This is a genomic window from Sediminimonas sp., from assembly GCF_024637375.1.
Taxonomy (GTDB): Bacteria; Pseudomonadota; Alphaproteobacteria; order Rhodobacterales; family Rhodobacteraceae; genus Sediminimonas.
This window is the reverse complement of record NZ_JAGXFK010000092.1, coordinates 1-24,934: the sequence shown is the minus strand read 5'-3', so window position 1 is coordinate 24,934 and position 24,934 is coordinate 1. Positions and strand designations below refer to the sequence as shown.

The following is a 24,934-nucleotide window of genomic DNA, read 5'->3' as shown; positions in this document are numbered from 1 at the left end:
GTCGCGCGGTGGCCAAAGCGCACGCCGTCATAGCGCGCCAGGTTGCTGGATGCCTCGGCCGGCGCGATCACGTAGTAGGCCGGCAGCGCATATTGCGTGTGCGACAGGGAAATGTCGCGGATCTCGGCCCCCGCATCGGCCAGCATTTCGCGGCCCTTCTGCCACAGCGCCTCGATCTCGGCGGGCATTCCCTCCATGCGGTATTCGCGCGGGATACCGATCACCTTGCCGCGGATATCGCCGGTCAGCATCGCCTCGAAATCGGGCACGGGGATGTCGGCGCTGGTCGAATCCTTCGGGTCGTGCCCGGCCATGGCGCCCAGCATGATCGCCGCGTCGCGCACCGAGCGGGTCATCGGCCCGGCCTGGTCGAGCGACGACGCGAACGCCACGATTCCCCAGCGCGAGCAACGCCCGTAGGTGGGCTTGAGCCCGGTGATCCCGGTGAATGCCGCCGGCTGGCGGATCGAGCCGCCGGTATCGGTGCCGGTCGCGGCCAGGCACAGGCCCGCCGCCACCGCCGCCGCCGAGCCCCCCGACGAGCCGCCGGGCGTAAGCGGCGCCGTGTCATCGGCGCGCCGCCACGGGTTGACCGCGTTGCCGTATACGGATGTCTCGTTCGAGCTGCCCATGGCGAACTCGTCCATGTTGAGCTTGCCCAGCCCCACCGCGCCGGCGTCACGCAACCTGGCGGTGACGGTCGATTCGTAGGGCGGCAGGAACCCTTCGAGAATGCGGCTGCCGGCCTGGGCAGGCACGCCCTCGGTGCAGAACAGATCCTTGATGCCGATGGGGATGCCGCACATCGACGGCGCATCGCCGGCCGCGATACGCGCATCGGCGGCGCGCGCCCGGTCGCGGGCCTGATCGGGCGTCAGGTGAACGAACGCGCCCAGCGCACCGGCCTCCGCGACGGCATCCAGGCAGGCGTCGGCCAGCTCGATGCTGGTCAGGTCGCCGGCGCGCAGCGCATCACGCGCCGCAGCGATGGTCAGGCTGTTGAGGTCGGTCATTGCACACCATCCACTCCGTTTCGCGCGCCTGCCCGGCCGGCTGCGGCGCGGGCATCGTCACTCATTCCACGACCTTGGGCACCGCGAAGAACCCCTCGCGCGCATCGGGCGCGTTGGCCAGCACCTTGTCCTGCTGATCGCCGTCGGTGACCACGTCCTCGCGGCGCTTCAGGCGCATCGGCGTGACGCCGGTCATCGGCTCGACACCGTCGATGTCCACCTCATGCAACTGCTCGATGAACCCCAGGATGCGGTTGAACTCGTCCGCCAGTTCCGGCAGCGCGTCCGCCTCGACGCGGATGCGCGCCAGTTTCGCCACTCGGGCGGCGGTTTCGAGGTCGATGGACATGGCCAGGCTCCGTTGTCGCGTCGCGCCCGTCCATAGCGCCCCGACGGCGCGCCTGCAAGCACCAGGCCGCGCGCCTTTGCCCTGTGATCGCGGCGGCGTGGCGTGCTAGTCTGAAACGCAGCAGCGAACACCCAAAAAGGAGCAAGGCAATGAAACTCACATGGCTGGGCCATTCCGGTTTCCGCATCGAGATCGGCGATCAGGTGCTGCTGATCGACCCCTGGGTCACCGGCAACCCCGTCTTCCCCGAGGACCGACGCGCCGAGGCCATCGCCGGGGCCACCCACGTGCTGGTCACCCATGGCCATTTCGATCACGTCAACGATGCCGGCCCCATCGCCGCGGAACTCGACATCCCGGTGGTTACCATCTTCGACCTCGCCGGCTGGCTGGAAAAGCAGCACGGCATCGACACCGTGGGCTTCAACAAGGGCGGCACCGTGATGCTGGGCGATGTCGCGGTGACGATGGTCAACGCCGCGCATTCGTCGTCGCTGGCCGGTGACGACGGCGCACCGGTCTACACCGGGCACGAATCGGGGTTCATGATCGCGGGCGAAGGCCACACCATCTATGTGTCCGGCGACACCGACGTGATGGCCGACATGGACGTGCTGGCCGACCTGCACAAGCCCGATATCGGCATCCTGTGCGCCGGCGGACATTTCACCATGGACATGGCGCGCGCCGCCTACGCCGCCAGGCGCTTCTTCGACTTCAAGACGGTGATCCCGTGCCACTACAAGACCTTCCCGCTGCTGGAGCAATCCGCCGATGCGCTGATCAAGGCTCTGCCCGGGGTCGATGTGCGCACGCCCGAGGTGCTGGAGACAGTCACCATCTGACGCCGGGCCGGGCATGGGGGCGCTGCCCCCGCCGCGCGTTTCACGCGCGACTCCCCCGGGATATTTGTGGCCAGAAGAAATCCGATAGACGCAAGAGACACCCGTGCTTCATCTTTCCAAAAATACTCCCGCCGGAGGCGGTCTATCGGGCATCACGGCGGGCGGCGAAGAAGGTCTTGAGCAACGCCTCGGCCTCGGGCGCAGCGATGCCGTCGACGATTTCCGGGACGTGGTGACATTGCGGATGGCCGAAGATGCGCGGCCCCTGCGCGATGCCACCCGATTTCGGGTCGGCGGCACCGTAGCAGAGCCGCGCGATGCGCGCCGCCGAGATCGCCTGCGCGCACATCGGGCACGGCTCCAGCGTCACGTATAGCGCGCAGCCGCTCAACCTTTCACTGCCCAGCACCGCGCAGGCGGCGCGGATCACCAGCATTTCGGCATGGGCGGTGGGATCGCGCAATTCGCGCGTGCGGTTGCCCGCCCGCGCCAGGATGCGCCCGTCCGGCGCGACCAGCACCGCGCCCACCGGCACCTCGCCGCGCCGGGCGGCAGCGCGCGCCTCGGCCAGCGCGGCCTTCATGTGGCTGTTGAACACCATACCCCTGCTTGCCCCGCTATCGGCGCTTTCGCAATACGCGATTCCGGGCTATGCATGCAGCCCGACCGCAGCGGCAGAAAAAGAGGCCCCCGACCCGTGACCGACAGCAGCCCCCCCGGCGAACGCATCGCCAAGGTCATCGCCCGCGCCGGCGTGGCCTCGCGCCGCGCCGCCGAGCGCCTGATCGCCGAAGGTCGCGTCAGCGTCGATGGCCGGGTGATCGACAGCCCGGCGCTCAACGTCGCACCGGGGACACGGATCGCCGTCGACGGCCGCCCCCTTGCCGCGCCCGAGCCGCCGCGCCTGTGGCTTTACCACAAACCCGCAGGGCTGGTGACCACCACGCACGACGAAAAGGGGCGCCCGACCATTTTCGACAAGCTGCCCGACGACATGCCACGGGTGATGAGCGTCGGCCGGCTCGACCTCGGGTCCGAGGGTCTGCTGCTGCTGACCAATGACGGTGCCATCAAGCGCCGGCTGGAACTGCCCAGCACCGGCTGGTTGCGCAAGTACCGGGTGCGCCTAAAGGGACGGCCGCAGGACAGCGATTTCGACCCGTTGCGCAAGGGTATCGAGATCGACGGCGAGGTGTTCCAGCCGATGACGGTTACCCTCGACCGGCAACAGGGCGCCAATGCCTGGGTCACCGTGGGTCTGCGCGAGGGCCGCAACCGCGAGGTTCGCCGCGCCATGGACACGCTCGGGCTGAGCGTGAACCGGCTGATCCGGGTCTCCTATGGCCCGTTCCAGCTGGGCCAGTTGAAGCCCGGCGAGGTGGAAGAGATCCGCCGCCGCGTGCTGCGCGACCAACTGGGCCTCGACGCCGGCGCTGACGGAGATGCCGCGCGTACAGGTACCGCGGCGCGGGCTGGCAAGGCGCGGCGCCCACAGAGGTCGCGGCGCTGAGATGTACCAGCCGATCTGGAATAATGGCCGCTGCCCCGCTATACTGATGTATATATCCTGCTGCCCGAAGACACCCACGCAACCGCCCGGAGCGCCCGCCAGATGACCGCCGCGACCCGCCAGCCCCCGGCCGCCCGCGCACGCACGATCCGTGCCGCGCTTGGCGGTGGTGCCTTGCTGGCGCTGGCCGCCTGCCTGCCCGCAGGCGATGACCCCCGGCCCACAGCGCCGCAAGCGCGCCCCGACACGTTGTCGGCGCCCGAGCCCTCGGCGCGCAGCGAATTGTTGTCGCGCCATTACGCGCGGCTGCAAAGCCAGCTTCTGGCCAAGGGGCTGCTGCGCACCGATGGCGGCGGCGTGGATACACCCCATACAGCCGCGATGCTGGTGCGCAATTTCGAACGCATTGCCCTTTTCGACGAATATCAGCGCGGCGCCGGGCTGACCGCGTCGGACGGGAAGCCCGGCGTGCTGCGCCGCTGGGACGTGCCGGTGCGCCTCGGGATCGAATTCGGCGCCTCGGTGCCGACCGGGATACGCCGCGCCGACCGCGCCACGCTGTCACGCTATGCGACGCGCCTGGCACGGCTGACCGGCCACCCGATCCGCATGGTCGACCGCGACCCCAATTTCCTGGTGCTGGTGCTGGGCGAAGACGACCGTCCCGCCGCCAAGGCCCGGGTGCGCGCGATGGTGCCGGATGTCAATCCAAGCGCCATGCGCCTGTTCGACCGCCTGCCGCGTGCCATCCATTGCTTCGTCTTCGCCTTCTCGGGTGCCGACAACGATGCCGCCTATCGCCGTGCCGTCGCCGTGGTCCGGGCCGAGCACCCCGACCTGCTGCGCCGCTCGTGCTATCACGAGGAAATCGCGCAGGGCCTTGGCCTGCCCAATGACAGCCCCGAGGCACGGCCCTCGATCTTCAACGACGACGACGAGTTCGCGTTGCTGACCACGCATGACGAGAAGCTGATGCAGATGCTCTACGACCCCCGCCTGCGCCCCGGCATGAGCCCCGCGCAGGCGCGCCCGATCCTGCGCCGCATCGCCGCCGGGCTTACCGCCGGGGCTAGCTGACGCGCATCGCGTTCAATCGCGTTTCCCCCCTGCCCGGGGCGCCTGACACGCCGGGCGGCCCCGGCCGCGTGCGGCCGCGCTTGTCTATTGCTGATCGCGCCTCAGCGCTGCGTCTGCTGCCAGCGCGGGTGTATCCAGGCGGCGGCGTTCTCGGGCGGCAGCGGCGCGCGCCCCAGCAGGTGATCGCTGACCTTCTCGCCCACCATGATCGAGGGCGCGTTGAGGTTGCCGTTGGTGATGCGCGGAAAGATCGAGCTGTCGGCGACGCGCAGCCCGCTTGCACCGATCACGCGCGCCTCCTCGTCCACCACCGCATGGGCGTCGTCGGCGCGCCCCATCCGGCAGGTGCCGCACGGATGAAAGGCGCTTTCGGCGTGGTCGCGGATGAAGGCGTCGAGCGCCGCGTCGCTCTGCGCCGCCGCGCCCGGCTGAATCTCGTGGCGCCGGTATGGCGCAAAGGCGGGCTGCGCGAAAACCTCGCGCGCCAGACGGATCGCGCGGCGGAAATCGCGCCAGTCCTGATCGGTGCTCATGTAGTTGAAACAGATCTCCGGCGCATCGGCCGGGTCGGCGCTGCGCAGCCGTACCCGCCCGCGCGAGGGCGAGCGCATCGGGCCGACATGGGCCTGGAAACCGTGCCCCTCGGCCGCGGCGCGCCCGTCATAGCGCACCGCGATGGGCAGGAAATGGAACTGGATGTCAGGGTAGTCCACCCCCGCCGCCGAGCGAACGAACCCGGCGCTCTCGAACTGGTTGCTGGCGCCCGGCCCACTGCGCGTCAGCAGCCAGCGCAGCCCGACCCAGGCCTTGCCGGCAAGGTTCCAGTACTTGTAAAGGCTCACCGGCCGAGACGCCGCCATCTGCACGTAAACCTCCAGGTGATCCTGCAGATTGGCGCCCACGCCGGGGCGATCGGCGACCACGTCGATGCCATGCGCGGTCAGTTCCGCCGCCGGGCCGATGCCCGACAGCATCAACAGCTTGGGCGAGTTGATGCTTGACGCCGCCAACACCACCTCGCGCCGCGCGGCGATGACCTCGCGCCGGCCGCCGCGGTCGACCTCGACGCCGATGGCGCGGCCATCCTCGATCACCACGCGGCGCACGAAGGCACGCACCAGCACGCAGTTGGGGTGCGCCAGCGCCGGCCTGAGATAGGCGTCCGCCGCTGACCAGCGCCGCCCCTTCCACACGGTCATGTCATAGGGGCCGAAACCCTCCTGCTTTTCGCCGTTGTAGTCGTGGGTCAACTCGTAGCCCGCCTCGCGCCCGGCCTCGACGAAGGCGCGCGTGAGCGGGTTGTCGCGGCGCCCGCGGGTGACGTGCAACGGCCCGTCGGTGCCGCGCCAGGCCGGGTCGCCGCCATGGTCGCCATCGTGCCAGCACTCCATGCGCCGGAAATAGGGCAGCACATCGGCATAGCCCCAGCCGCGCGCGCCCATGTCGCGCCAGTGGTCGAAATCGCGCGCATGCCCGCGCACGTAGACCATGCCGTTGATCGACGACGACCCGCCGATCACCTTGCCGCGCGGACAGGCCAGGCGCCGCCCGCCCAGGCGCGGTTCGGGCTCGGTGCGGTAGCCCCAGTCGTAACGCGCCATGTTCATCGGGTAGCTCAGCGCGCCGGGCATGCGGATGAACGGCCCCGCGTCCGAGCCGCCGTGCTCGACCACCAGCACCGAGCGCCCCGCCTCGGCCAGCCGCAAGGCCATCGCACAGCCGGCGCTGCCGGCGCCCACGATCACGTAATCCGCCTGCACCATGCCCTCCCTGCGCAACCGGGCCATGGCCGCAAATGGCCGGGCCATCGCCCCGGCGCAGCGGGGCGGGCGGGTGGGCGGTGCGCCGGGGCGGTGGCCATCAGAACGGCGCCTCCATCCGCCCCATGCGCACGTATACCGATTTGAGCTGGCTGTAATGCGCTATCGCGGCGGTGCCGTTCTCGCGCCCCACGCCCGACATCTTGACACCGCCGAACGGCACCTCGACCGGTGCGTCGTTGTAGGAGTTGATGAAACAGCTTCCGGCCTGCAATTGCCCGATGACCCGATGCGCACGCGCGATGTCGCGTGTGAACACCCCGGCCGACAGGCCGAATTGCGTATCGTTGGCGCGGGCGATGACCCCGTCTTCGTCGTCGAAAGCCAGAACGCTCATCACCGGGCCGAAAATCTCCTCGCGCGCGATCACCATGTCGTCGCGTACATCCGCGAACACCGCGGGCGTCAGGAAATAGCCCGGCCGGTCCAGCCGCTGGCCGCCGCAGACCAGCCGCGCGCCCTCTTCCGCCCCCTTGGCGATATAACCCTGCACGATCTCCATCTGCCCGGCGCTGATCAGCGGGCCGAAATTGGTCGCCTCGTCCATCGGGTCGCCGATCACCACGCCGGCCAGGCGCTCGGTCAGCCGCTCAAGGAACGCCGCGTGCAGCCCGCGCTGCACGAACACCCGCGTGCCGTTCGAGCACACCTGCCCCGACGAATAGAAATTGCCCATGATGGCGCCGCCGACCGCGTCTTCCAGATCGGAATCGTCGAAAACGATCAGCGGCGACTTGCCGCCCATTTCCATGGTGACGTGCTTCATCCCGTCGGCGGCTGCGGCATAGACCTTGCGCCCGGTGGGCACCGACCCGGTCAGGCTGACCTTGTCCACCCGTGCGTCGGTGGCCAGCGCCGCGCCGACCGCGCCGGCGCCCTGTACCACGTTGAACAGCCCCGCCGGCGCGCCGGCCTCGATCAGGATCTCGGCCAGTTTCAGCGCGCAAAGCGGCGTTTCCTCGGACGGCTTGAACACCATCGCGTTGCCGCACGCCAGCGCCGGCGCCGCCTTCCAGCAGGCGATCTGGGTGGGATAGTTCCACGCCCCCAGGCCGACGCACAGGCCCAGCGGCGCGCGCATGGTATAGGCCCAGTCGCCACCCGGCAGCGCGATATGCTCGCCGTTGATCGACGCCGCCAGGGCGCCGAAATATTCCAGCGCATCGGCGCCGCTGGTGGCGTCGGCAACCAGCGTTTCCTGCAACGGCTTGCCGGTGTCCATCGTTTCCAGTTCCGACAGTTCGCGGTTGCGCGCGCGCATGATGTCGGCGGCGCGGCGCAACACCCGTCCGCGTTCACCCCCCGACAGGGCGGCCCAGTCGCGCTGTGCCGCGCGGGCGGATGTGATCGCGCGGTCGATCACCGCCGACGTGGCGGCGTGAACGGTGGCGATGACCTCTTCGCTGGCGGGGTGGATCACCTCGATGGGCGCGCCGGCGCTGTCCTCGACATAGGCGCCGTCGATGAAATGGCTGGCTTGCGCCTGGGTCTGCGGTCGGTCTGGCATGCGGGTCATCCGGGTTGGGTGATGAGTTGAGGCGGGAACGCGCGGCGGTTCAATGGATGCCGTGCGCCAGTTCCAGCGACAGGCTTCGCAACACCTGTTCGGCCGCGGCGGCGCCGTCGGGTTGGTCGATGCCCAGCGAATGACGCAGGTAGAAGCCGTCGATCAGCGCCGCCAGCCGGTCGGCCACCGGTCCGGCGCGCGCGCCGATGAGCGGACGCAGCCCGTGGCGCAGGTTGCTGCGCAACCGTCGCTGGTAGAGGCACAACAGCCGATTCGCCTGTGCCGATGTTTGCGCCAGGACGTAGAAGTTCAGCCATGTCGCGATCACCTCGCGGCGAAAATGCGAATCGCTGAAACTGGCGCGCACGATCGCCTCGATCCGCGCCTCGGGGCCCTGCGCCATGGCCAGGGCGCCGCGCACCTCGGCGCCGTAGACGGTCAGCGTGTGGCGCATCGCGGCCAGGAATATCTGCTCCTTGCCGCCGAAATAGTGGTGCGCCAGCGCGCTCGACATGCCGGCGCGGCGCGCGATTTTCGCCACCGTCACGTCCAGGGTGCCCGCCTCGCCGATGGCGCCAATTGTGGCCTCCACCAGTGCCGCGCGGCGCAGCGGCTCCACTCCGAGCTTTGGCATCATCCTCTCCGTCCCAAGGGGTCGGTGCAGGCTATGTCGAGCTTGATTGACTAGTCAATCAATAAAATTCGACGTCCGCCCGGCCCGCCGCGAGCCCCGGCGGCCACGGATCAAAGCCTGGTCGCCGCCGGCGGCGGCGTGATCACCCGGCGCTTGAGCACCGCCTCGCGCCAGGTGATGAAGGTGACCGAGCCCAGGATCACCAGGCCCCCGGCCACCACCCACGGATCAACCGCCTCGCCGAACACCAGCGCGCCCAGCGCCACCGCCCAGACCAGTTGCAGAAACGTCACCGGCTGCGTCACCGTCACCGGCGCGACCGAAAAGGCCAGCGTCATCGTGTAGTGCCCCGCCGTGGCCAGCGCCGCCACCGCGGCCAGCACCGCGATGGCATGCCAGCCGGGAGGCTCCCAGACGACTGCTGCCATCGGCGCAAGGCCCAGCGTCACCCAGAACGACAGCATACCCACCACGATGCCGGCGCTGAATTCCTCGCTCAGCGGCTTGGTCACCAGGTAGGAAACACCAAAGACGAACGCCGTGCCCAGCATCGCCAGATGCCCCGGCCCGATCTCGCGGAAGCCGGGGCGCAGGATGATCAGCGCGCCCAGCAGCGCCACGATGACCGCCGTGATGCGCCGCAGCGCCAGCCGCTCGCCCAGAAACAACGCCGCGCCCAGGGTGATATAGATGGGCGACATGTAGTTCATCGCCGTCACGTCGGCGATCGGAATGCGTGCCATGGCGAAGAACCACAGCACAACGCCAACCGCGTGCGCCAGCCCGCGCAGCGCGAACAACCCCCACTGCCGTGTCGTCAGCCGCATTTCCACGATGGGGCGCAACAACGGAGCCATGAACACCAGCCCGATCGCATAGCGCAGGAACGCCGCCTGCGCCGCCGGGATGTCGGTGCCGAGGTATTTCACCAATGCCGTCACGCCGACGAACAGAACGCCGGTGACGACCATCCAGAAAACGCCCAAGACAGGGCGTGGCTCGATTGCCTCGCGCGTGTGCATCGGCCCATCAACACACGCCGCACGGACGGGCGCAAGCCCCGCGCCGTGCGGGTCATACCCCTCGGATCAGCATCGCGGCGACGCTCCACATCACCGCACCGACGCCCAGATCCAGCACGCGCCACGCGCCGGGCCTTGCAAACAAGGGCGCCAAGAGCCGCGCACCATAGCCCAGCGCGAAGAAAAAGACGAAACTGGCAAGGATTGCACCCAGCGCAAAGCTGCTATGCGCTTCGTATTGCGCCGCGACCGAGCCCAGCAACACCACCGTGTCGAGGTAGACATGCGGGTTCGCCCATGTCAGCGCCAGGCAGGTCAGCACCGCCGCGCGCCGCCCCTGCGCGGTGCCGCTCGCTTGCAGCGTCTCGTCACCCCGCCACGCCGCCAGGAAGGCCCGCGCGCCATAGATCAGCAGAAAGGCCGCCCCGCCCCAGCGCATCACAGGTTCCAGCCAAGGGACGGCCGCGATCAGCGCGCCGAACCCTGCCACCCCGGCGGCGATCAGCACCGCATCGCTGACTGCGCAGGTCAGCACCACCGCCAGGACATGCGCGCGCCGGATTCCCTGCCGCAGGACAAAGGCGTTCTGCGCCCCGATCGCCAGGATCAGCGAAAACCCCAACCCGAATCCGGCCAGAAATGCCTCGATGCTCATGCTTTGCCCCCGCGACCCCTGCTTCGGTGGCCCTAAACACCGTCCCGCGGTCGGTCCAGCGCAAAAAGTCCCTCCATCGCAGACCGGAACCGGGCGGGAGAGGGCTGGCCGGTTGTTGCGCCCGGCGCTCGCGCTCAGTTGTCCATGCGCACGGTCACCGACGCCTTGCCCGACATCGGCTCGGGCCAGCCAAGATGCACCTGATCGCGGTTTGCGCCCTGCGCGGTGAACGCGTAGGGCATCTCGTGGCGCGTGGTGTTCGCCGCGTCCTTGACACGGCTGCGCATCACCAGCGCATCGACATTGCGCGCGTTGCCGCCGAAGGCAAGCAAGCCGGCGCCGTCGATCACCCAGGTCGCGGCGGGCGTTGCCTGGTCATGCTGAATCACCACCGGGTTGGTGACGCTCTGCTCGACCGCGTTGAACATGTTGCCCTTCACCACGATGTTGCGCATCCGGTCGTAGTCGAGGCCGGCAAAGCTGGTATCGACGTGCTCGACCCGGTCGATATGGCCGCGGATCGCCCGGAACATGTTGCCCACCATGGTCAGCCCGTCGATGAAATGCCCGGGCCCGTAGGGTTTGACCACGACGAACCGGAACCACGGCGCCACGTCGATCGCCTGGAAGATGTTGTCGGCGATGTTCAGCGCGCTGAACGAGAACTCGCCGGCAAAGGGCGGATGCGGGTCGTGCTCGTTGGCCCACTCGATGAAACAATTGTCGATGTAGTTGCCGCTGATCGTGACGCGGTTGTGCGTCGATGTCAGCACAAGCCCGGCGGTGCGCACGCCCTGCGGCTCATTATCGCCCTGGAACCAGTGATTGCCACTGACGATCGAACTGGTGCCGCCCAGCACCGCAAAATGCCGGAACTGCGTGATGCGGTTGTTGCGCAGCTTCACGTCGTTGGCGTTGGCATTGAGCCCGATCACCGTGCGATCCTGCGCGCGCATGTTTCCCTGGTCGGTCAGGAACTGGCAGCGGTCGATCAGCATCCCCTGGCAGCCAATGCCGATACTGGTCAGCCCGCGATCCTTGGGACGGGTGATGAAACAGTCGCGCAACTGGAAGATCAGCCCCGTCGGCGCCAGGATCACGGCGCTGGCGCGACCGTTGCACTGGAACTCGATGTCGGACATCGAGAACTTCGACAACTGGTCGAACCCGGTGAAATCGAGGAGGTACTTGAAGCGTCGGAATGTGAACGCTTGTGTGCCGGCCGCATCGAAAAGCGGCATCGACAGCGTGATCTCCTGCGTGCCCACGTTGCGCGCGCGCACATAGACCTCGCGGCCTACGCCCGCCCCCTCGATCAGCGCGCCGACGGGGATGTTGGCCACGTTGACCACCCCGGTCAGGCGCAGCGGATCGGCCGGGTCATAGCTGGCCTGCGAGGTGACCACGCCGGTCTCCCATTCGGGCGAGACCTCGACGTAGAACTGGCCGTTGTGGATGTGGCGGCGCTGCGCGTATTGCGTGCGGTTGGCCACCGCCGCCTGCATGTCGATCGGTGCGCTCAGATTGATCCGCCGCCCGCCCAGATCCAGCGACTCGTGGTCGGCATTGTTGAGCAGCGCCTGGAACGCCTTGCGAAAGGCCTGCACCTCGTCTCCAAGGGCGTTGATATACGAGGGCAGGTCGAAATTGCGGCTCAGCACCAGCCGCGTGTCGTCATTCATCTGCACGGTGCCCTCGAACTGCACCGGGCTCTCAAAGGTGACGTTCTGTGCCAGCCGGTAAGTGCCCGCCGAAACCAGCACCCGCCGCCCCTGTGCGGCGGCGTCGGCGGCATGAAAGGCGGCGCTGTCATCGGTCACCCCGTCGCCGATGGCGCCGTAGTCGCGCACGTCGACCCAGTTCATCATGTCGCGCAGGAAGACACGGGTGACGTCCTCGATCACCAGGTCGTCTATTCGCACGATGCCGCCCGAAGGCCCGGTCAGGTCGAGCCCGAAATGGCCGAAAACCGGCTCGGCCCCCCAGACCATGTCGACCCCCTGTCGCGCCCCCGCGCCGACGATGGCGCTGACCTCGACGACCTCGCCGTAGGCCTGAAGCGTCACCTCCGGCCCGGTTTCGGTCAGCCCGGGCACATGCGCGCCACCGGGGCTGCCCGCCCAACCGGCGATGCGCACCAAAGGCAGGTTGCCGCTGATCGCCTTGATACGCGCGGTGATGCGCAGGTAGCAGCCCGGCAAGAGCGGCGTCTCGCCCATGTAGCGCAGCTTCTGCACCGCATCGACCTTCTGAAGCTCCAGCGCACCGCCGAAATCCTGGTCCGCCGGAACCAGCGCGGCGTTGAGCGCGTCGGCATAGGTGTCCGAGCCCGGCGTGCCCTCCTGCGAGGACCATTGATCGAGCCCCGCCGCGAACGTGGGGGGCATAAATACGATGCCGTCGGTAATCGCCTTGTTCATTCGCTTCCCTTTCCTGCCGCCGCGCGCCACCCCGACAGGCAGCCGCGGCCGATATCCGGTCCTCCGGGCCTGGCACCCGGAAGGGAAAGGAAATGGCATGGCAAAGGTTAACGACACCTGAGACAACCGTGACGGCGCCCGTCAGAACCCGTGCCCGGCACGTCGATAGTGCGGGGCCTCCGGCGGGAGTACTTGGGGAAAGATGAAGACCCGCGCGGCAAGCAGCGTTTCTTGGGGCCGCAGGCCAAGAGGGGCCGCACCCCCCAACCCGGTCTCAGGCCAGTTCGCCCACCAGCGCCCTGTCGATCAGGGCCACCGTTTCATCCACCCCGTAAAGCGCGATGAACCCGCCAAAACGCGGCCCCTGGCTGGCGCCCAGCAGCACCTCGTAAAGGGCGCGGAACCAGTCGCGCAGCGGCTCGAACCGGTCACGCCCGACCGCGTAGACGATGGATTGCAGCGCCTCGTCCTCCACCGGACCGTCATAGGCCGCAAGCCGATCGCGCAAATCGCGCAATGCCTCGCGCTCCAGGTCGGTAGGCGCACGGCAGGCGCGCTCGGGCTTGACGAAATCGTTGTAGTAGCGCACCGCGAACCCCGCCGCCTGGTCGAGGTCGGGGTTGGCCTCCGGGCTGGCCTCGGGCGCGTAGCGGCGGATGAACCCCCACAGCGTCGCCCGGTCCTCGGCGCCCGACACGCTGGCCAGGTTCAGCAGCATCGAGAACGGCACCACCATGCGGCTTTCCGGCGGGCTGCCGCCGTGAATGTGCCAGACCGGGTTGTTGACGCGGGCCTTGGCGTCCTGTCCGGGATAGGCGCGCAATTGCTGGTGATACTCGTCCACCGCCTTGGGGATCACGTCCCACGACAACCGCTTGGCGGTGCGCGGCTTGAGGAACATGTAGTACGACAGCGACTCGGTGCTGGCATAGCTCAGCCATTCGTCGATGGTCAGACCGTTGCCCTTGGATTTGCTGATCTTCTCGCCATTCTCGTCGAGGAACAATTCGTAGATGAAATGCTCGGGTTTGCGGCCACCGAGAATCTCGCAGATGCGGTCGTAGATCGGCGTGTTGGTGGAATGGTCCTTGCCGTACATCTCGAAATCAACGCCCAGCGCCGCCCAGCGGGCGCCGAAATCGGGTTTCCACTGCAGCTTCACATTGCCGCCCGTCACCGGCAGCGTCCACTCGCGCCCGTCCTCATCGTCGAAGGTGACGGTGCCCGCGCGCCCGTCGACGTGCTTCATCGGCACGTAAAGAACGCGGCCCGTCTCGGGGTGGATGGGCAGGAAGATAGAATAGGTTTGCCGGCGCTCCTCGCGCAGGCTTTTGAGCATCACCGCCATGATCTCGTCATAGGCCGCGGCGGCGCGCAGCAGCACCGCGTCGAAACGCCCCGAGCGGTAGAACTCGGTGGCACTGATGAACTCGTACTCGAACCCGAACGTATCCAGGAAACGCCGCAGCATGGCATTGTTGTGCGCGCCGAAGCTGTCGTGGGTGCCGAACGGGTCGGGCACGTCCGAAAGCGGCTTTTGCATGTGCGCGTCCAGGGCCCGCGGGTCGGGCACGTTGTCGGGCACCTTGCGCATGCCGTCCAGATCGTCGGAAAAGCACACCAGCCGCGTCGGGATATCACTGATCAACTCGAACGCGCGGCGGATCATGGTGGTGCGCGCCACCTCGCCGAAGGTGCCGATATGCGGCAAACCGCTGGGGCCATAGCCGGTTTCGAACAACACATGCCCCTTTTCGGGCGGCGCCTTGTCATAGCGTTTGACCAGCTTGCGCGCTTCCTCGAAGGGCCAGGCTTTCGACACGAGGGCGGCGTCACGCAGATCGGACATCGACAGGCTCCAAATCGCAAATGGTCCGCGCGCGCCCCATGCGCGGCAGACCGACGCTTCCTATTGCGGCGGGGCGCGACAGTCAATATTCTGCGCTGCAACACCGCCCCAGGCGCAGGAGCCCCGATGACCCGCGAGATCCCCCACCCGCTCACCCCGCAGGACAGCCTCGTGGCGCTGATGATCGCCGTCTCGGCGTCGGACGAGCAACTGCGCACCGCCGAACTGGTCAAGATCGAACAGGCGGTGAACAACCTGCCCGTCTTCGCCGCCTACGATATCGACCGCATGCACATCATGGCGCAAACGGTATTCGACCTGTTCGAACAGGAAGACGGGCTCGACGCGCTGTTCGGACTGGTGCGTGACAACCTGCCCGAGCACCTGTTCGAGACCGCCTACGCGCTGGCCTGCGACGTCGCCGCCGCCGATGGCACCCTGCACGAGGAAGAACTGCGCCTGCTCGAGGAAATCCGATACGAGCTGACCATCGACCGCCTGCACGCCGCCGCGATCGAGCGCGGTGCCCGCGCCCGCCATTTGCCCGGCTAACGCGGCGCCCCCCCTTTCGTCCGGCCCCGGCCTGGGCTATGGCGCGGCCCACGCAACCGGGAATTGCACCATGACCGACGCATTCGACACCTTGACGCAGCTCTTGCACGACCGTCATAGCTGCCGCAGCTTCCGTCCCGACCCGGTCCCGCGCCCGGTGATCGAGCGTATCGTCGCCGCTGCGGGGTGCGTGCCATCGTGGTGCAACGCGCAGCCCTGGCAGGTGACCATCACCGCGCCTGCGCAAACCGCACGGCTGAGCGCGGCGCTGCTGCGCGCCGTCGAAACCGACGCCCCGGCGCCCGATCTGCCCTGGCCCGACCGTTACACCGGCGTCTACCAGGACCGGCGACGCACCTGTGGCTTCCAGCTTTACGAAGCGGTCGGCATCACCCGCGACGACCACGCCGCGCGCCACGCTCAGATGCTTGAAAACTATCGCTTCTTCGGCGCGCCGCATGTCGCTATCGTCAGTTCCGAGGCCGATTTGGGCCCTTACGGCGCGATGGATACCGGCGGCTTCGTCGCCGCCTTCACGCTCGCGGCGCAGGCGCTCGGGGTGGCCACCATCCCGCAGGCCGCCGTGGCCGCCTACGCGCCCACCCTGCGAGCCGAACTCGGGATGCCCGCGCACCGCCTGATCCTTTGCGGTATTTCGCTGGGCTACACCGACCCCGACCACCCGGCCAACGCGTTCCGCACCGATCGCGCGCCGCTCGACCAGATCATCGACTGGCGCGACTGACGCGCGCCCCAAGCAGGGAACCGGACCCAATGCGTGCCCTCGTCCAGCGTGTCACCCATGCCAGCGTCAGCGTGGACGGCCGGGTCGTCGGCCGCACCGGGCCGGGACTGTTGCTGCTGGTCTGCGCCATGCGCGGCGACGACGCGGCCGCGGCGGAAAAGCTGGCCGCCAAAGTGGCGCGGCTGCGCATCTTCCGCGACGACGCGGGCAAGACCAACCTCTCGGCGCTCGACGCCGGCGCCGGGGCACTGGTCATCAGCCAGTTCACGCTGGCCGCCGACACCGCGCGCGGCAACCGACCCGGATTTTCCGCCGCCGCCCCGCCCGACGAGGCCGAGGCCCTTTACCTGGACGTTGCCAAGCACCTGGAAAACATGGGAATTGCCACCCAGACCGGCCAGTTCGGGGCCGAGATGCAGGTGGATCTGACCAATGACGGCCCGATGACCATCTGGCTGGATATCTAGCCCAGAAACACCACGCCACGCATGGTATCGGGCACCGGCGCGCCCAGCCGGCTCAGGATCGTCGGCGCCAGTTGCAACTGGTCCAGCACCGTGCCCGGCTCGGGGCCGCGGGCGGGGCCAAAATAGTAAAGCGCCGCGTCCTGTTGCAAAGGGTCGCTCCCACCGTGATGGCCGCGCGCATCCTGCCCATGATCGGCAGTCACGATCACCTCGTAGCCCAGCTCGCGCCATTTCGGGATGAACGGCGCCAGCATCTCGTCCATCACCAGGCAGGCATGGTCCATCTCCTGGCAGTCGTGGAAAAACCTGTGCCCCATGCTGTCCAGCGTGCAGGTGTGCAGCATGCCGTAATTCAGGGAAAACCTGGCGCAAAGATTGGTCAGCGTGGCGAACAGATCGACATCGCTGGGCGTCATCTGGTTGATCAGCCCGTAGCCGGTCATGGTGTGGAACCGACCGTGGTTGATGCTGTCGCTGTCGGGCTCGTCATACTCGATGTCGCGCACCCGATCAAAAGGCGCGCGGTTGAAGAACTCCGACCAGAACGAATGCGCCACCGCGCCGGTCACGCCGCCGGCCTTGCGCACCTGCCCGAACACGTCCGGCTGCGACAGCCGGAACACGTTTCCGTTGCCGGTGCAGCCATGCACCTGCGGGCTGACCCCGGTGTGGATCGAGGCATAGCAACTGGCCGAAATCGACGGCAGAACCGACCGGACGGTCCAGCTTTGAGCGTCCCCCGACGCGACCCAGCCTTCCAGGTTGCCGAACAGCCGCCGCCAGTTGCGCAGCGGCACGCCGTCAAGGATGATCAGCAAGAGCTTGTGTTTCATGTATTTTCCCTGTTCCGTCGCGCCGATGCGTGCTTCTTCTGGCCGAAAATATCCTCGGGGGTGAATTGGCCGCAGGCCAAGAGGGGGCAGAAAGCCCCCTTTGCCGCGGCCCGCCTCAATGCCCCGCACTCTCCATCTTGCGATGCGCGATGACCTCTTCCAGCCAGCCCAGCTTCATTTCCGGCACCGACGACAACAACAGGTCGGTGTAATCGTCGAACGGCGGCGACAGCACCTGGCTCTTGGTCCCGTAGCGCACTACCCGGCCCTGGTACATCACCGCGATGCTGTCGGCGATGGCCCGCACCGTCGCCAGGTCGTGGGTGATGAACAGGTAGGCCACGTTCTCGATTTTCTGCAAGTCCAGCAACAGCTTGAGGATACCGTCCGCGACCAGCGGATCAAGCGCCGAGGTCACCTCGTCACAGATGATCATGCGCGGCTCGGCGGCCAGCGCGCGGGCGATGCACACGCGCTGTTTCTGCCCACCCGACAGCTCGGCCGGGTAGCGATCGATGTAGCCCGTGCCCAGCTCGATCTTTTCCAGCAGCTCGGTCACCCGGCGGCGTTTCTCGGCCCCGCGGTGGCCGAAATAGAACTGCAAAGGCCGGCCGATGATGGTGCCCACGGTCTGGCGCGGGTTCATCGCCACGTCGGCCATCTGGTAGATCATCTGCACCTCGCGCAGATCGTCGCGCGTTCGCCCGGCAAGATCGGGCGACAGGCGCCGCCCGGCAAAGGCGATCTGCCCGTGCGCGGGCGGCAACAGCCCCGTTATCACCCGCGCCAGCGTCGATTTTCCCGACCCGCTTTCACCCACCACCGCCAGCGTCTGGCCCGCGTCCAGCGCCACGCTGACATCGTGCAGCACGTCGAACTTGGTGCCCTTGTAGCGGGCGGTGACATTGCTGACCTCCAGGACCGGATCGCCGCCGGGCTGCTTTTCCTCGTGTCGGATCGAGCGGACAGACACCAGCGCGCGGGTATAGTCCTCGCGCGGGGCGTTGATGATCTGCTCGGCGGTGCCGTACTCCACCTGGTGGCCGCCCTGCAGCACCATGATGTCGTCGCTGACCTGTGCCACCACCGCCAGGTCATGAGTGATGTAAAGCGCCGCCACCCCGGTGTCGCGGATGGCATCCTTGATCGCCGCCAGCACGTCGATCTGCGTGGTCACGTCCAGCGCCGTGGTCGGTTCGTCGAAGATCACCAGTTCCGGTTCGGGGCACAGCGCCAGCGCCGTCATCGCGCGCTGCAACTGCCCGCCCGATACCTGGTGCGGATAGCGGTCGCCAAAGGTTTCGGGCTCGGGCAGGCTCAGCTTGGAAAACAGCGCCACGGCCCGCGCGTGCGCCGCCTGGCGGCTGGCGCGGCCATGAATGATCGTCGCCTCGATGACCTGGTCCATGATCTTGCGCGCCGGGTTGAACGCGGCTGCCGCGGATTGCGCGACATAGCTCACCTCGGCGCCGCGCAGTCGCCTGAGCCCCGCGGTGCCCAGCTTGAGGACATCGCGTCCGTTCACCCATACCTCGCCGCCGGTGATCCGCACGCCGCCACGCCCGTAGGCCATGGCGCTCAGCCCGATGGTCGACTTGCCGGCGCCGGATTCGCCGATCAAACCCAGCACCCGGCCCTTTTCCAGCGCGAACGACACCCCTTCGACGATGGTGATGTCCTGCGGCGGCTCGCCCGGCGGGTAGGCCGTCGCCTCGATCTTCAGATCGCGCACCTTCAACAGCGGATCAGCCACCGCGCCCCCCTTTCAGGCTTGTGGTGCGGTTCAGAACCCAGTCCGCCACCAGGTTGACCGAGATCGCCAGCGTCGCGATGGCAAAGGCGGGCACCAGCGCCGCCGGGATGCCATAGACGATCCCGTCCTTATTTTCCTTGACGATGCCGCCCCAGTCGGCGGCGGGCGGCTGCACGCCCAGCCCCAAAAACGATAGCGTCGAGACGAACAGCACCGCGAAAATGAATCGCAGCCCCATTTCCGCCACCAGCGGCGACAGGGCATTGGGCAGGATCTCGCGAAAGATCACCCAGCCGCGCCCCTCGCCGCGCAGGCGCGCGGCCTCGACGAAATCCATCACGTTGATATCCACCGCCACCGCGCGCGCCAGACGGTAGACCCGCGTCGAATCCAGCAACCCCATGACCACGATCAGCACCGGGATCGTTACCGGCATCACCGACAGCACCACCAGCGCGAAGATCAGTGTCGGGATCGACATCAGCAGATCGACGAGCCGCGACATCACCTGGTCCATCCAGCCGCCCAGTACCGCCGCCAGGAACCCCAGCACCGACCCGGTGACAAAGCTCAGCAGCGTCGCCATGGTGGCGATGAAGATGGTCGTGCGCCCGCCGTAGATCATCCGCGTCAACAGGTCGCGCCCGATGCTGTCGGTGCCCAGAAGGTGGGTGCGCGAAGCCGGCTCCCATACGTCGCCGACCACCTCCGCCAGGCCGTAAGGCGCGACCAGCGGCGCGAAAATGGCCCCCAGGAAATAGGCGGCGGTAAAGAAAAACCCGATCAGGGCGGATACCGGCACACCCCTCATTTCGGGTGCCTCAGCCGCGGGTTGGCCAGGATCGCGACAATGTCTGCCACCATGTTCAGCCCGATATAGACGGCGGCAAAGACCAGCCCGCAGGCCTGCACCACCGGCACGTCACGTTTTGACACGTGATCGACCAGGTACTGCCCCATGCCGGGGTAGACGAACACCACCTCGATTACCACGACGCCCACCACCAGGTAGGCGAGGTTGAGCATCACCACGTTGACCACCGGCGCGATGGCGTTGGGAAAAGCGTGGCGAAAAATCACCCGAAACGCGCTCAGCCCCTTCAACTCGGCGGTCTCGATATAGGCCGACTGCATCACGTTGAGGATCGCCGCCCGCGTCATGCGCATCATGTGGGCCAGCACCACCAGCGTCAGCACCGCAACCGGCAGGGCGATGGCGTTGAGCTTTTCCAGCACCGACATCGAATCGTTGATCATTGCCACGGTGGAAAACCACCCCAACTGAACCGCCACGAAATACATCAGCACATAGCCGATCAGGAATTCCGGGATCGAGATCGACGCCAGCGACACCGCCGAAATCAACTTGTCGGGCCAGCGATCGCGGTAAAGCACCGACAGCAGCCCCAGGAAGATCGCCAGCGGCACCGCCACCACCGCGGCCCAGAACGCCAGGAACAGCGTGTTGGACAACCGCCGCCCCATCGAGGTTGCGATGTCCTGTCCATTGGTCAGCGCAGTGCCCAGGTCGCCCTGAAGCACCCCGAACAGCCAGTTGAAATAGCGCGTCACCGGCGGCTCGTTCAGGCCCAGCTCGGCGCGCAGGTTGGCCAGCGCCTCGGGCGTGGCCGACTGGCCCAGGATCGACTGCGCCACGTCGCCGGGCAAAATCATGGTGCCAGCGAAGATCAGCACCGAGGCGGCCAGCAACAGCAACAGGCCCAGCGCAACGCGCTGGACCACTAGTTTCACGACGGGATGCATTCAGCCGCGCCCCGCCTCACGCCAGCCAAAGCTTGGACGACCATTGCCCCGACATCGTCTCGCCGGTCGGGTCGTTGACCCAGCCCCGAACCTCGTCGCTGACGCCGGTGATGAAGTCGTTGAACATCGGGCAGATCAGACCGCCCTCGTCGCGGATCATCCGGCCCATTTTCGAATAAAGCGCCTTGCGCTTGTCCGGGTCCAGCTCGGCGCGCGCCTCCAGCAGTATCTTGTCGAAATCCTCGCGCTTCCAGCGGGTGTCGTTCCAGTCCGCGGTCGACAGGTAGGCGGTCGAATACATCTGGTCCTGCACCGGACGCCCGCTCCAGTACGAGGCACAAAAGGGCTGCTTGTTCCACACTTCCGACCAGTACCCATCGCCCGGCTCGCGCTTGAGCTCCAGCGGGATGCCCGCCGCCTCGGCGCTTTGCTGGAACAGTTGCGCCGCCTCTATGGCGCCGGGAAAGGCGACATCGGAAACGCGCAGGATGATCGGGCTGCCGTCGTGACCGGACTTGCGGTAATGCTCGGCCGCCTTTTCAAGGTTCTGCTCGCGCTGCGGGATCGACTCGTCGAACAGCGGATAGGCCGCGTTGATCGGCATGTCGTTACCGACCGAGCCATAGCCGCGCAGGACCTTGTCGACCATCTCTTCGCGGTCGATGGCGTATTTCAGCGCCAGGCGCAGGTCGTTTTTCGAGAACGGCTCGGTATCGACATGCATGATGAACACGTAGTGCCCCGGCCCCGAATCGCTCTCGACCCGCACGCCGGGCGCCCGGTCGACCAGCGCGGCAACCTTGGGGTCGACGCGGTTGACCAGGTGCACCTGCCCCGACTGAAGCGCCGCCATCCGCGCGGTGGCATCGTTGATGACCAGGATCTCAACGCTGTCCACATGGCCGCGGCTGTCGTCCCAGTAATTGGGGTTGCGCTTCCACAGGTGGCGCACGCCGGGCTCGTCGGCCTCAAGGATGTAGGGCCCCGTACCGATGCCCGCGCCGGGGTTGTCGAACCCGCCATCGGGTTGAATTTGCAAGTGGTAGTCGCCCATCAGGTAAGGCAGGTCGGCATTCGGCGTCTTGAGCGTGACCGAGAACACGTCGCCCTCGACCTTCATCGATTCGATGCCGCGCATGATGCCCAGGGCGCCCGATTTGGAGTCTTCGTTGGAATGGCGCTCCATCGTGCGCAGCACGTCCTCGGGCGTCAGGGTCTTGCCGTTGTGGAATTCGACCCCCTTGCGAATCTTGAACATCCAGGTCTTCGCATCGGGGCTGGAGCTGACCTCCTCTGCCAGGCGGTTGCCCAGACTGCCGTCCGGCGTCACCTCGACCAGCGTGTCACCGAAAAGGTTGAGGTTGTAATAGGGTACCTGGCTGGCGGCGGCGGCCGGGTCCAGCGAGTTGGTGCTTTCGCCGCCGACCGAGCCCATCTTGAGGTGACCGCCCTTCTTGGGCCCCTCGGCACGCACCGCCTGGGCCATCATCACGTTGGCCATCGCGGCGCTGACGCCCAGCGCCCCCAGCCGGCCGACGAATTCGCGCCGGGTGATACGGCCCTGGCCAACCCGCTTCTTGAGGTATTCGATCTGGTCTTTCATGGATACATCCCCCTGTCGGTATGTCTTGGTCCCGGTCTTCCGGGTCATTGACTGACGAGTCAACAATGCCGATTGCACCTCGTGTATCAAGCAAAAACTCCGCGTTTTCATGACAACGCCAATACCGCCGGCCACATCATCTACCCTGATCGGTGTCGCAAATGCAGATCGTCGCGTCGTTTTTCAGCCCGTCAGCCTTCATGCCATTCCGTTGCGTCATCCGCGCCACCGCGGCGCCGGGCACGGCAAGACCCGCTGTCGCGGCACCGCCCGCTGACCGCTTGCACGACGGGCCCTTTTGCAAAATAGTCGGCACAAAGGAGCCCCCCATGAGCCAGTCGTTCCGGCAGCCCGACATCCTGGAAATCGCCCGCAGCGAAGGCAAGGTCACCGTCGAGGGGCTGGCCGCGCGCCTCGGCGTCACCGTCCAGACGATTCGCCGCGACCTGACCGACCTGGCCGAGGCCGGCAAGCTGGAGCGCGTGCACGGCGGCGCCATCCTGCCCTCGGGGGTCAGCAATATCGGCTACGACGAACGCCGCCGCCTCAACGCCACCGCCAAGACCCGCATCGCGCGCGCCTGCGCGCGCGGCATCCCCGATGGCGCGTCGGTGTTCCTCAACATCGGCACCACGACCGAGGCGGTGGCATCGGAACTGCTGCGCCACCACAACCTCATGGTGGTGACCAACAACATGAACGTGGCCAACATCCTGGCCGGCAACGCCGATATCGAGGTGATCGTCGCCGGCGGCGTGCTGCGCCGCACCGATGGCGGGCTGATCGGCAGTCTGACCACCAAGGTGATCGAGCAGTTCAAGGTCGATGTCGCGGTGATCGGCTGCTCGGCCCTCGACGCCAGCGGCGATATCCTCGATTTCGACGTGCAGGAGGTCACCGTCAGCCAGACGATCATCCGCCAGTCGCGCCGCACCAAGCTGGTGGCCGACCATTCGAAGCTGCAACGCACCGCCCCGGCGCGCATCGCGTCACTCGAACAGATCGACACGCTCTACACCGATGCCGCCCTGCCCCCCGAACTGGCGCGGCGCTGCGCCGAATGGGGGACCGGTGTCGTGACCTGCGCGCCCGAAGGGTGAGGGCTCAGAACGCCTTGAAGGTGGGCGTGGTCATGGTGCGCTCGATGCCGGGAATATCCATCAGGTTGTCGTTGATGTACTTGCCCACGTCGGCGCCGGCGGGAATGTAGAGCTTGCACAGCAGGTCCCACTCGCCGCTGGTCGAATACAGCTCGGAATGAATCTCGCGCAGCACGATCGCCTCGGCGACGCGGTAGGTGGTGCCCGGCTTGCACCGGATCTGTACGAAAACACAGGTCATGTTGTCCTCCGGGGATGCACTGGCGCGCCCGCGCGCCGTTCTGTCCGCACCGCCCCCATTCACCACAGTCGCGGCGGCCGCGAAAGCCAAAATCGCCGGCACCGCCCCGCGCTGGACAGGAATGTCGCGTTTACGGACACCTGTGTCGCGTTTTGCTTTGACCGCGGGGGCGTTTCCGGGGCAACCTACCGCCACCAGACAAACCCCGATGCCCGCCGCAACAACCCTCCGGTGCCGCCATGTCCAGCGATCCGCTGCTGCAACCCTACCAGCTCAAACACCTGACGCTGAAGAACCGCATCATGACCACCGCGCATGAGCCCGCCTACCCCGAGGACGGCATGCCGAAAGACCGCTACCGCGCCTACCACGAGGAACGCGCGCGCGCCGGCGTCGGGCTGACCATGACCGCCGGCTCGGCCGCGGTGTCGCGCAATTCGCCGCCCGTTTTCAACAACATCCTGGCCTACCGCGACGAGGTCGTGCCGTGGATGAAACGGCTGACCGACGCCTGCCACGAACACGGCTGCGCGGTGATGATCCAGTTGACCCACCTGGGCCGGCGCACCCACTGGAACAAGGGCGACTGGCTGCCGGCGGTGTCGTCGTGCCATGAACGCGAGCCCGCGCACCGCGCCTTTCCCAAGCGCGTCGAGGACTGGGACATCGCGCGCATCATCAGCGATTACGCCGACGCCGCCGAACGGATGCAGGCGGCGGGCCTCGACGGGATCGAGTTGCAGGCCTACGGCCATCTGATGGACCAGTTCTGGTCGCCGCTGACCAACACCCTGGAGCCTCCCTATGGCGGCAGCCTCGACAACCGCATGCGCTTCTCGCTGGAGGTGCTCGATGCCATCCGCGCCCGCGTCGGCCCCGATTTCATCGTCGGCTTTCGCTACACCGCCGACGAAACGCTGGAGGGCGGCATCTCGGTCGCCGAGGGGCTGGAAATCTCGCGCCGGCTCAAGGCGACGGGGCAGGTCGATTTCCTCAACGTGATCCGCGGCCATATCGAAACCGACCCGGGCCTGACCGACGTGATCCCGGTGCAGGGCATGAAATCGGCCCCGCACCTCGATTTCGCCGGCACCATCCGGGCGGAAACCGGCATGCCCACCTTCCACGCCGCGCGCATCCCCGACGTGGCCACCGCCCGCCACGCCGTGGCCGCG

At 67.3% G+C, this 24,934-nt stretch carries 23 protein-coding genes and 1 pseudogene; 8 read left to right on the top strand and 16 right to left on the bottom strand.

The features are described from left to right. Positions 1-1,013 (bottom strand): amidase (locus Q0L89_RS14510; protein ID WP_296766537.1); only part of this gene is annotated, 1,013 nt, incomplete at its 3' end. A gap of 61 nt (positions 1,014-1,074) precedes the next feature. After that, entirely contained in the window at positions 1,075-1,362 is a 288-nt protein-coding gene (gene gatC / locus Q0L89_RS14505; RefSeq protein WP_296766534.1) for an Asp-tRNA(Asn)/Glu-tRNA(Gln) amidotransferase subunit GatC, read from the bottom strand. Positions 1,363-1,511: 149 nt separating this feature from the next. Between gatC and Q0L89_RS14500 the strand changes: the two genes are divergently transcribed. After that, positions 1,512-2,207, top strand: a complete 696-nt coding sequence (locus Q0L89_RS14500) for a metal-dependent hydrolase (protein ID WP_296766532.1) — start codon at positions 1,512-1,514, stop codon at positions 2,205-2,207. Between the two features lie 142 nt (positions 2,208-2,349). Here Q0L89_RS14500 and Q0L89_RS14495 read toward each other — a convergent pair whose 3' ends face one another. Beyond that, positions 2,350-2,808: a nucleoside deaminase gene (locus Q0L89_RS14495; RefSeq protein ID WP_296766530.1), complete on the bottom strand. Its 459-nt coding sequence runs from the start codon at positions 2,806-2,808 to the stop codon at positions 2,350-2,352. A 96-nt stretch (positions 2,809-2,904) separates the two neighbouring features. Between Q0L89_RS14495 and Q0L89_RS14490 the strand changes: the two genes are divergently transcribed. Together Q0L89_RS14490 and Q0L89_RS14485 are read left to right on the top strand one after the other, a co-directional pair. Then, positions 2,905-3,717, top strand: coding sequence for a pseudouridine synthase (locus tag Q0L89_RS14490; RefSeq protein WP_296766528.1), 813 nt, complete (start codon positions 2,905-2,907; stop codon positions 3,715-3,717). 102 nt (positions 3,718-3,819) lie between these two features. Further along, positions 3,820-4,794 (top strand): DUF2927 domain-containing protein, encoded by a 975-nt coding sequence (locus Q0L89_RS14485; RefSeq protein ID WP_296766526.1) that lies wholly within the window; start codon positions 3,820-3,822, stop codon positions 4,792-4,794. A 101-nt stretch (positions 4,795-4,895) separates the two neighbouring features. Here Q0L89_RS14485 and betA read toward each other — a convergent pair whose 3' ends face one another. The 7 genes from betA to Q0L89_RS14450 all read right to left on the bottom strand — a co-directional run bounded on the left by betA (position 4,896) and on the right by Q0L89_RS14450 (position 14,701). Then, entirely contained in the window at positions 4,896-6,554 is a 1,659-nt protein-coding gene (gene betA / locus Q0L89_RS14480) for a choline dehydrogenase (RefSeq protein ID WP_296766541.1), read from the bottom strand. A gap of 100 nt (positions 6,555-6,654) precedes the next feature. Further along, on the bottom strand, positions 6,655-8,121 hold the full coding sequence (betB, locus tag Q0L89_RS14475) for a betaine-aldehyde dehydrogenase (RefSeq protein ID WP_296766523.1): 1,467 nt from the start codon (positions 8,119-8,121) through the stop codon (positions 6,655-6,657). Positions 8,122-8,170: 49 nt separating this feature from the next. Beyond that, positions 8,171-8,755, bottom strand: a complete 585-nt coding sequence (betI, locus tag Q0L89_RS14470) for a transcriptional regulator BetI (RefSeq protein ID WP_296766520.1) — start codon at positions 8,753-8,755, stop codon at positions 8,171-8,173. A 110-nt stretch (positions 8,756-8,865) separates the two neighbouring features. After that, complete coding sequence (locus Q0L89_RS14465; RefSeq protein ID WP_296766517.1) at positions 8,866-9,777, bottom strand: DMT family transporter; 912 nt, start codon at positions 9,775-9,777, stop codon at positions 8,866-8,868. 52 nt (positions 9,778-9,829) lie between these two features. After that, positions 9,830-10,426 carry a LysE/ArgO family amino acid transporter gene (locus tag Q0L89_RS14460; protein WP_296766539.1) on the bottom strand — a complete coding sequence of 199 codons (597 nt, stop codon included), beginning with the start codon at positions 10,424-10,426 and terminating at the stop codon, positions 9,830-9,832. Positions 10,427-10,566: 140 nt separating this feature from the next. Next, positions 10,567-12,852 carry a glycosyl hydrolase family 28-related protein gene (locus tag Q0L89_RS14455; protein WP_296766515.1) on the bottom strand — a complete coding sequence of 762 codons (2,286 nt, stop codon included), beginning with the start codon at positions 12,850-12,852 and terminating at the stop codon, positions 10,567-10,569. Between the two features lie 274 nt (positions 12,853-13,126). Beyond that, on the bottom strand, positions 13,127-14,701 hold the full coding sequence (locus tag Q0L89_RS14450) for a lysine--tRNA ligase (RefSeq protein ID WP_296766513.1): 1,575 nt from the start codon (positions 14,699-14,701) through the stop codon (positions 13,127-13,129). Between the two features lie 126 nt (positions 14,702-14,827). Here Q0L89_RS14450 and Q0L89_RS14445 point away from each other — a divergent pair, with 126 nt between their 5' ends. From Q0L89_RS14445 to dtd, 3 genes are all read left to right on the top strand, one after another. Next, the gene (locus tag Q0L89_RS14445) at positions 14,828-15,253 is read left to right on the top strand and encodes a tellurite resistance TerB family protein (protein WP_296766511.1); all 426 of its coding nucleotides are present in this window, start codon (positions 14,828-14,830) and stop codon (positions 15,251-15,253) included. Between the two features lie 70 nt (positions 15,254-15,323). Further along, on the top strand, positions 15,324-15,998 hold the full coding sequence (locus tag Q0L89_RS14440) for a nitroreductase (RefSeq protein ID WP_296766509.1): 675 nt from the start codon (positions 15,324-15,326) through the stop codon (positions 15,996-15,998). Positions 15,999-16,027: 29 nt separating this feature from the next. Continuing rightward, positions 16,028-16,465, top strand: a complete 438-nt coding sequence (dtd, locus tag Q0L89_RS14435; protein ID WP_296766506.1) for a D-aminoacyl-tRNA deacylase — start codon at positions 16,028-16,030, stop codon at positions 16,463-16,465. Here the strand turns inward: dtd and Q0L89_RS14430 are convergent. The 5 genes from Q0L89_RS14430 to Q0L89_RS14410 all read right to left on the bottom strand — a co-directional run bounded on the left by Q0L89_RS14430 (position 16,462) and on the right by Q0L89_RS14410 (position 22,418). Next, positions 16,462-17,298 carry an alkaline phosphatase family protein gene (locus tag Q0L89_RS14430; RefSeq protein ID WP_296766503.1) on the bottom strand — a complete coding sequence of 279 codons (837 nt, stop codon included), beginning with the start codon at positions 17,296-17,298 and terminating at the stop codon, positions 16,462-16,464. The two genes, dtd and Q0L89_RS14430, sit on opposite strands and share 4 nt — an antisense overlap. A gap of 115 nt (positions 17,299-17,413) precedes the next feature. Continuing rightward, on the bottom strand, positions 17,414-19,051 hold the full coding sequence (locus tag Q0L89_RS14425) for an ABC transporter ATP-binding protein (protein WP_296766500.1): 1,638 nt from the start codon (positions 19,049-19,051) through the stop codon (positions 17,414-17,416). Continuing rightward, positions 19,044-19,862 carry an ABC transporter permease gene (locus Q0L89_RS14420; protein WP_296766499.1) on the bottom strand — a complete coding sequence of 273 codons (819 nt, stop codon included), beginning with the start codon at positions 19,860-19,862 and terminating at the stop codon, positions 19,044-19,046. The genes Q0L89_RS14425 and Q0L89_RS14420 overlap by 8 nt, the downstream gene beginning before the upstream one ends. After that, the gene (locus Q0L89_RS14415; RefSeq protein WP_296766496.1) at positions 19,859-20,815 is read right to left on the bottom strand and encodes an ABC transporter permease; all 957 of its coding nucleotides are present in this window, start codon (positions 20,813-20,815) and stop codon (positions 19,859-19,861) included. The genes Q0L89_RS14420 and Q0L89_RS14415 overlap by 4 nt, the downstream gene beginning before the upstream one ends. Before the next feature lie 16 nt (positions 20,816-20,831). Continuing rightward, entirely contained in the window at positions 20,832-22,418 is a 1,587-nt protein-coding gene (locus Q0L89_RS14410) for an ABC transporter substrate-binding protein (RefSeq protein WP_296766495.1), read from the bottom strand. 329 nt (positions 22,419-22,747) lie between these two features. Between Q0L89_RS14410 and Q0L89_RS14405 the strand changes: the two genes are divergently transcribed. Beyond that, positions 22,748-23,518, top strand: a complete 771-nt coding sequence (locus Q0L89_RS14405; RefSeq protein ID WP_296766492.1) for a DeoR/GlpR family DNA-binding transcription regulator — start codon at positions 22,748-22,750, stop codon at positions 23,516-23,518. A 4-nt stretch (positions 23,519-23,522) separates the two neighbouring features. Here the strand turns inward: Q0L89_RS14405 and Q0L89_RS14400 are convergent, their stop codons facing one another. Continuing rightward, on the bottom strand, positions 23,523-23,759 hold the full coding sequence (locus Q0L89_RS14400) for an Lrp/AsnC ligand binding domain-containing protein (RefSeq protein WP_296766490.1): 237 nt from the start codon (positions 23,757-23,759) through the stop codon (positions 23,523-23,525). A gap of 239 nt (positions 23,760-23,998) precedes the next feature. Here Q0L89_RS14400 and Q0L89_RS14395 point away from each other — a divergent pair. Continuing rightward, a pseudogene (locus tag Q0L89_RS14395) lies at positions 23,999-24,934 on the top strand (N-methylproline demethylase); the annotation flags it as partial.

Excerpts from the sequence above, each read along its gene's own strand:
- Q0L89_RS14485 (WP_296766526.1), top strand. The coding sequence starts at position 3,820 with ATGACCGCCGCGACCCGCCAGCCCCCGGCCGCCCGCGCACGCACGATC.
- Q0L89_RS14430 (WP_296766503.1), bottom strand. The coding sequence starts at position 17,298 with ATGAAACACAAGCTCTTGCTGATCATCCTTGACGGCGTGCCGCTGCGC.
- betB (WP_296766523.1), bottom strand. The coding sequence starts at position 8,121 with ATGCCAGACCGACCGCAGACCCAGGCGCAAGCCAGCCATTTCATCGAC.
- Q0L89_RS14465 (WP_296766517.1), bottom strand. The coding sequence starts at position 9,777 with ATGCACACGCGCGAGGCAATCGAGCCACGCCCTGTCTTGGGCGTTTTC.
- Q0L89_RS14400 (WP_296766490.1), bottom strand. The coding sequence starts at position 23,759 with ATGACCTGTGTTTTCGTACAGATCCGGTGCAAGCCGGGCACCACCTAC.
- Q0L89_RS14500 (WP_296766532.1), top strand. The coding sequence starts at position 1,512 with ATGAAACTCACATGGCTGGGCCATTCCGGTTTCCGCATCGAGATCGGC.
- Q0L89_RS14450 (WP_296766513.1), bottom strand. The coding sequence starts at position 14,701 with ATGTCCGATCTGCGTGACGCCGCCCTCGTGTCGAAAGCCTGGCCCTTC.
- betI (WP_296766520.1), bottom strand. The coding sequence starts at position 8,755 with ATGCCAAAGCTCGGAGTGGAGCCGCTGCGCCGCGCGGCACTGGTGGAG.
- Q0L89_RS14420 (WP_296766499.1), bottom strand. The coding sequence starts at position 19,862 with ATGAGGGGTGTGCCGGTATCCGCCCTGATCGGGTTTTTCTTTACCGCC.
- Q0L89_RS14405 (WP_296766492.1), top strand. The coding sequence starts at position 22,748 with ATGAGCCAGTCGTTCCGGCAGCCCGACATCCTGGAAATCGCCCGCAGC.
- Q0L89_RS14495 (WP_296766530.1), bottom strand. The coding sequence starts at position 2,808 with ATGGTGTTCAACAGCCACATGAAGGCCGCGCTGGCCGAGGCGCGCGCT.
- Q0L89_RS14455 (WP_296766515.1), bottom strand. The coding sequence starts at position 12,852 with ATGAACAAGGCGATTACCGACGGCATCGTATTTATGCCCCCCACGTTC.
- Q0L89_RS14440 (WP_296766509.1), top strand. The coding sequence starts at position 15,324 with ATGACCGACGCATTCGACACCTTGACGCAGCTCTTGCACGACCGTCAT.
- gatC (WP_296766534.1), bottom strand. The coding sequence starts at position 1,362 with ATGTCCATCGACCTCGAAACCGCCGCCCGAGTGGCGAAACTGGCGCGC.
- dtd (WP_296766506.1), top strand. The coding sequence starts at position 16,028 with ATGCGTGCCCTCGTCCAGCGTGTCACCCATGCCAGCGTCAGCGTGGAC.
- Q0L89_RS14445 (WP_296766511.1), top strand. The coding sequence starts at position 14,828 with ATGACCCGCGAGATCCCCCACCCGCTCACCCCGCAGGACAGCCTCGTG.
- Q0L89_RS14410 (WP_296766495.1), bottom strand. The coding sequence starts at position 22,418 with ATGAAAGACCAGATCGAATACCTCAAGAAGCGGGTTGGCCAGGGCCGT.
- Q0L89_RS14415 (WP_296766496.1), bottom strand. The coding sequence starts at position 20,815 with ATGCATCCCGTCGTGAAACTAGTGGTCCAGCGCGTTGCGCTGGGCCTG.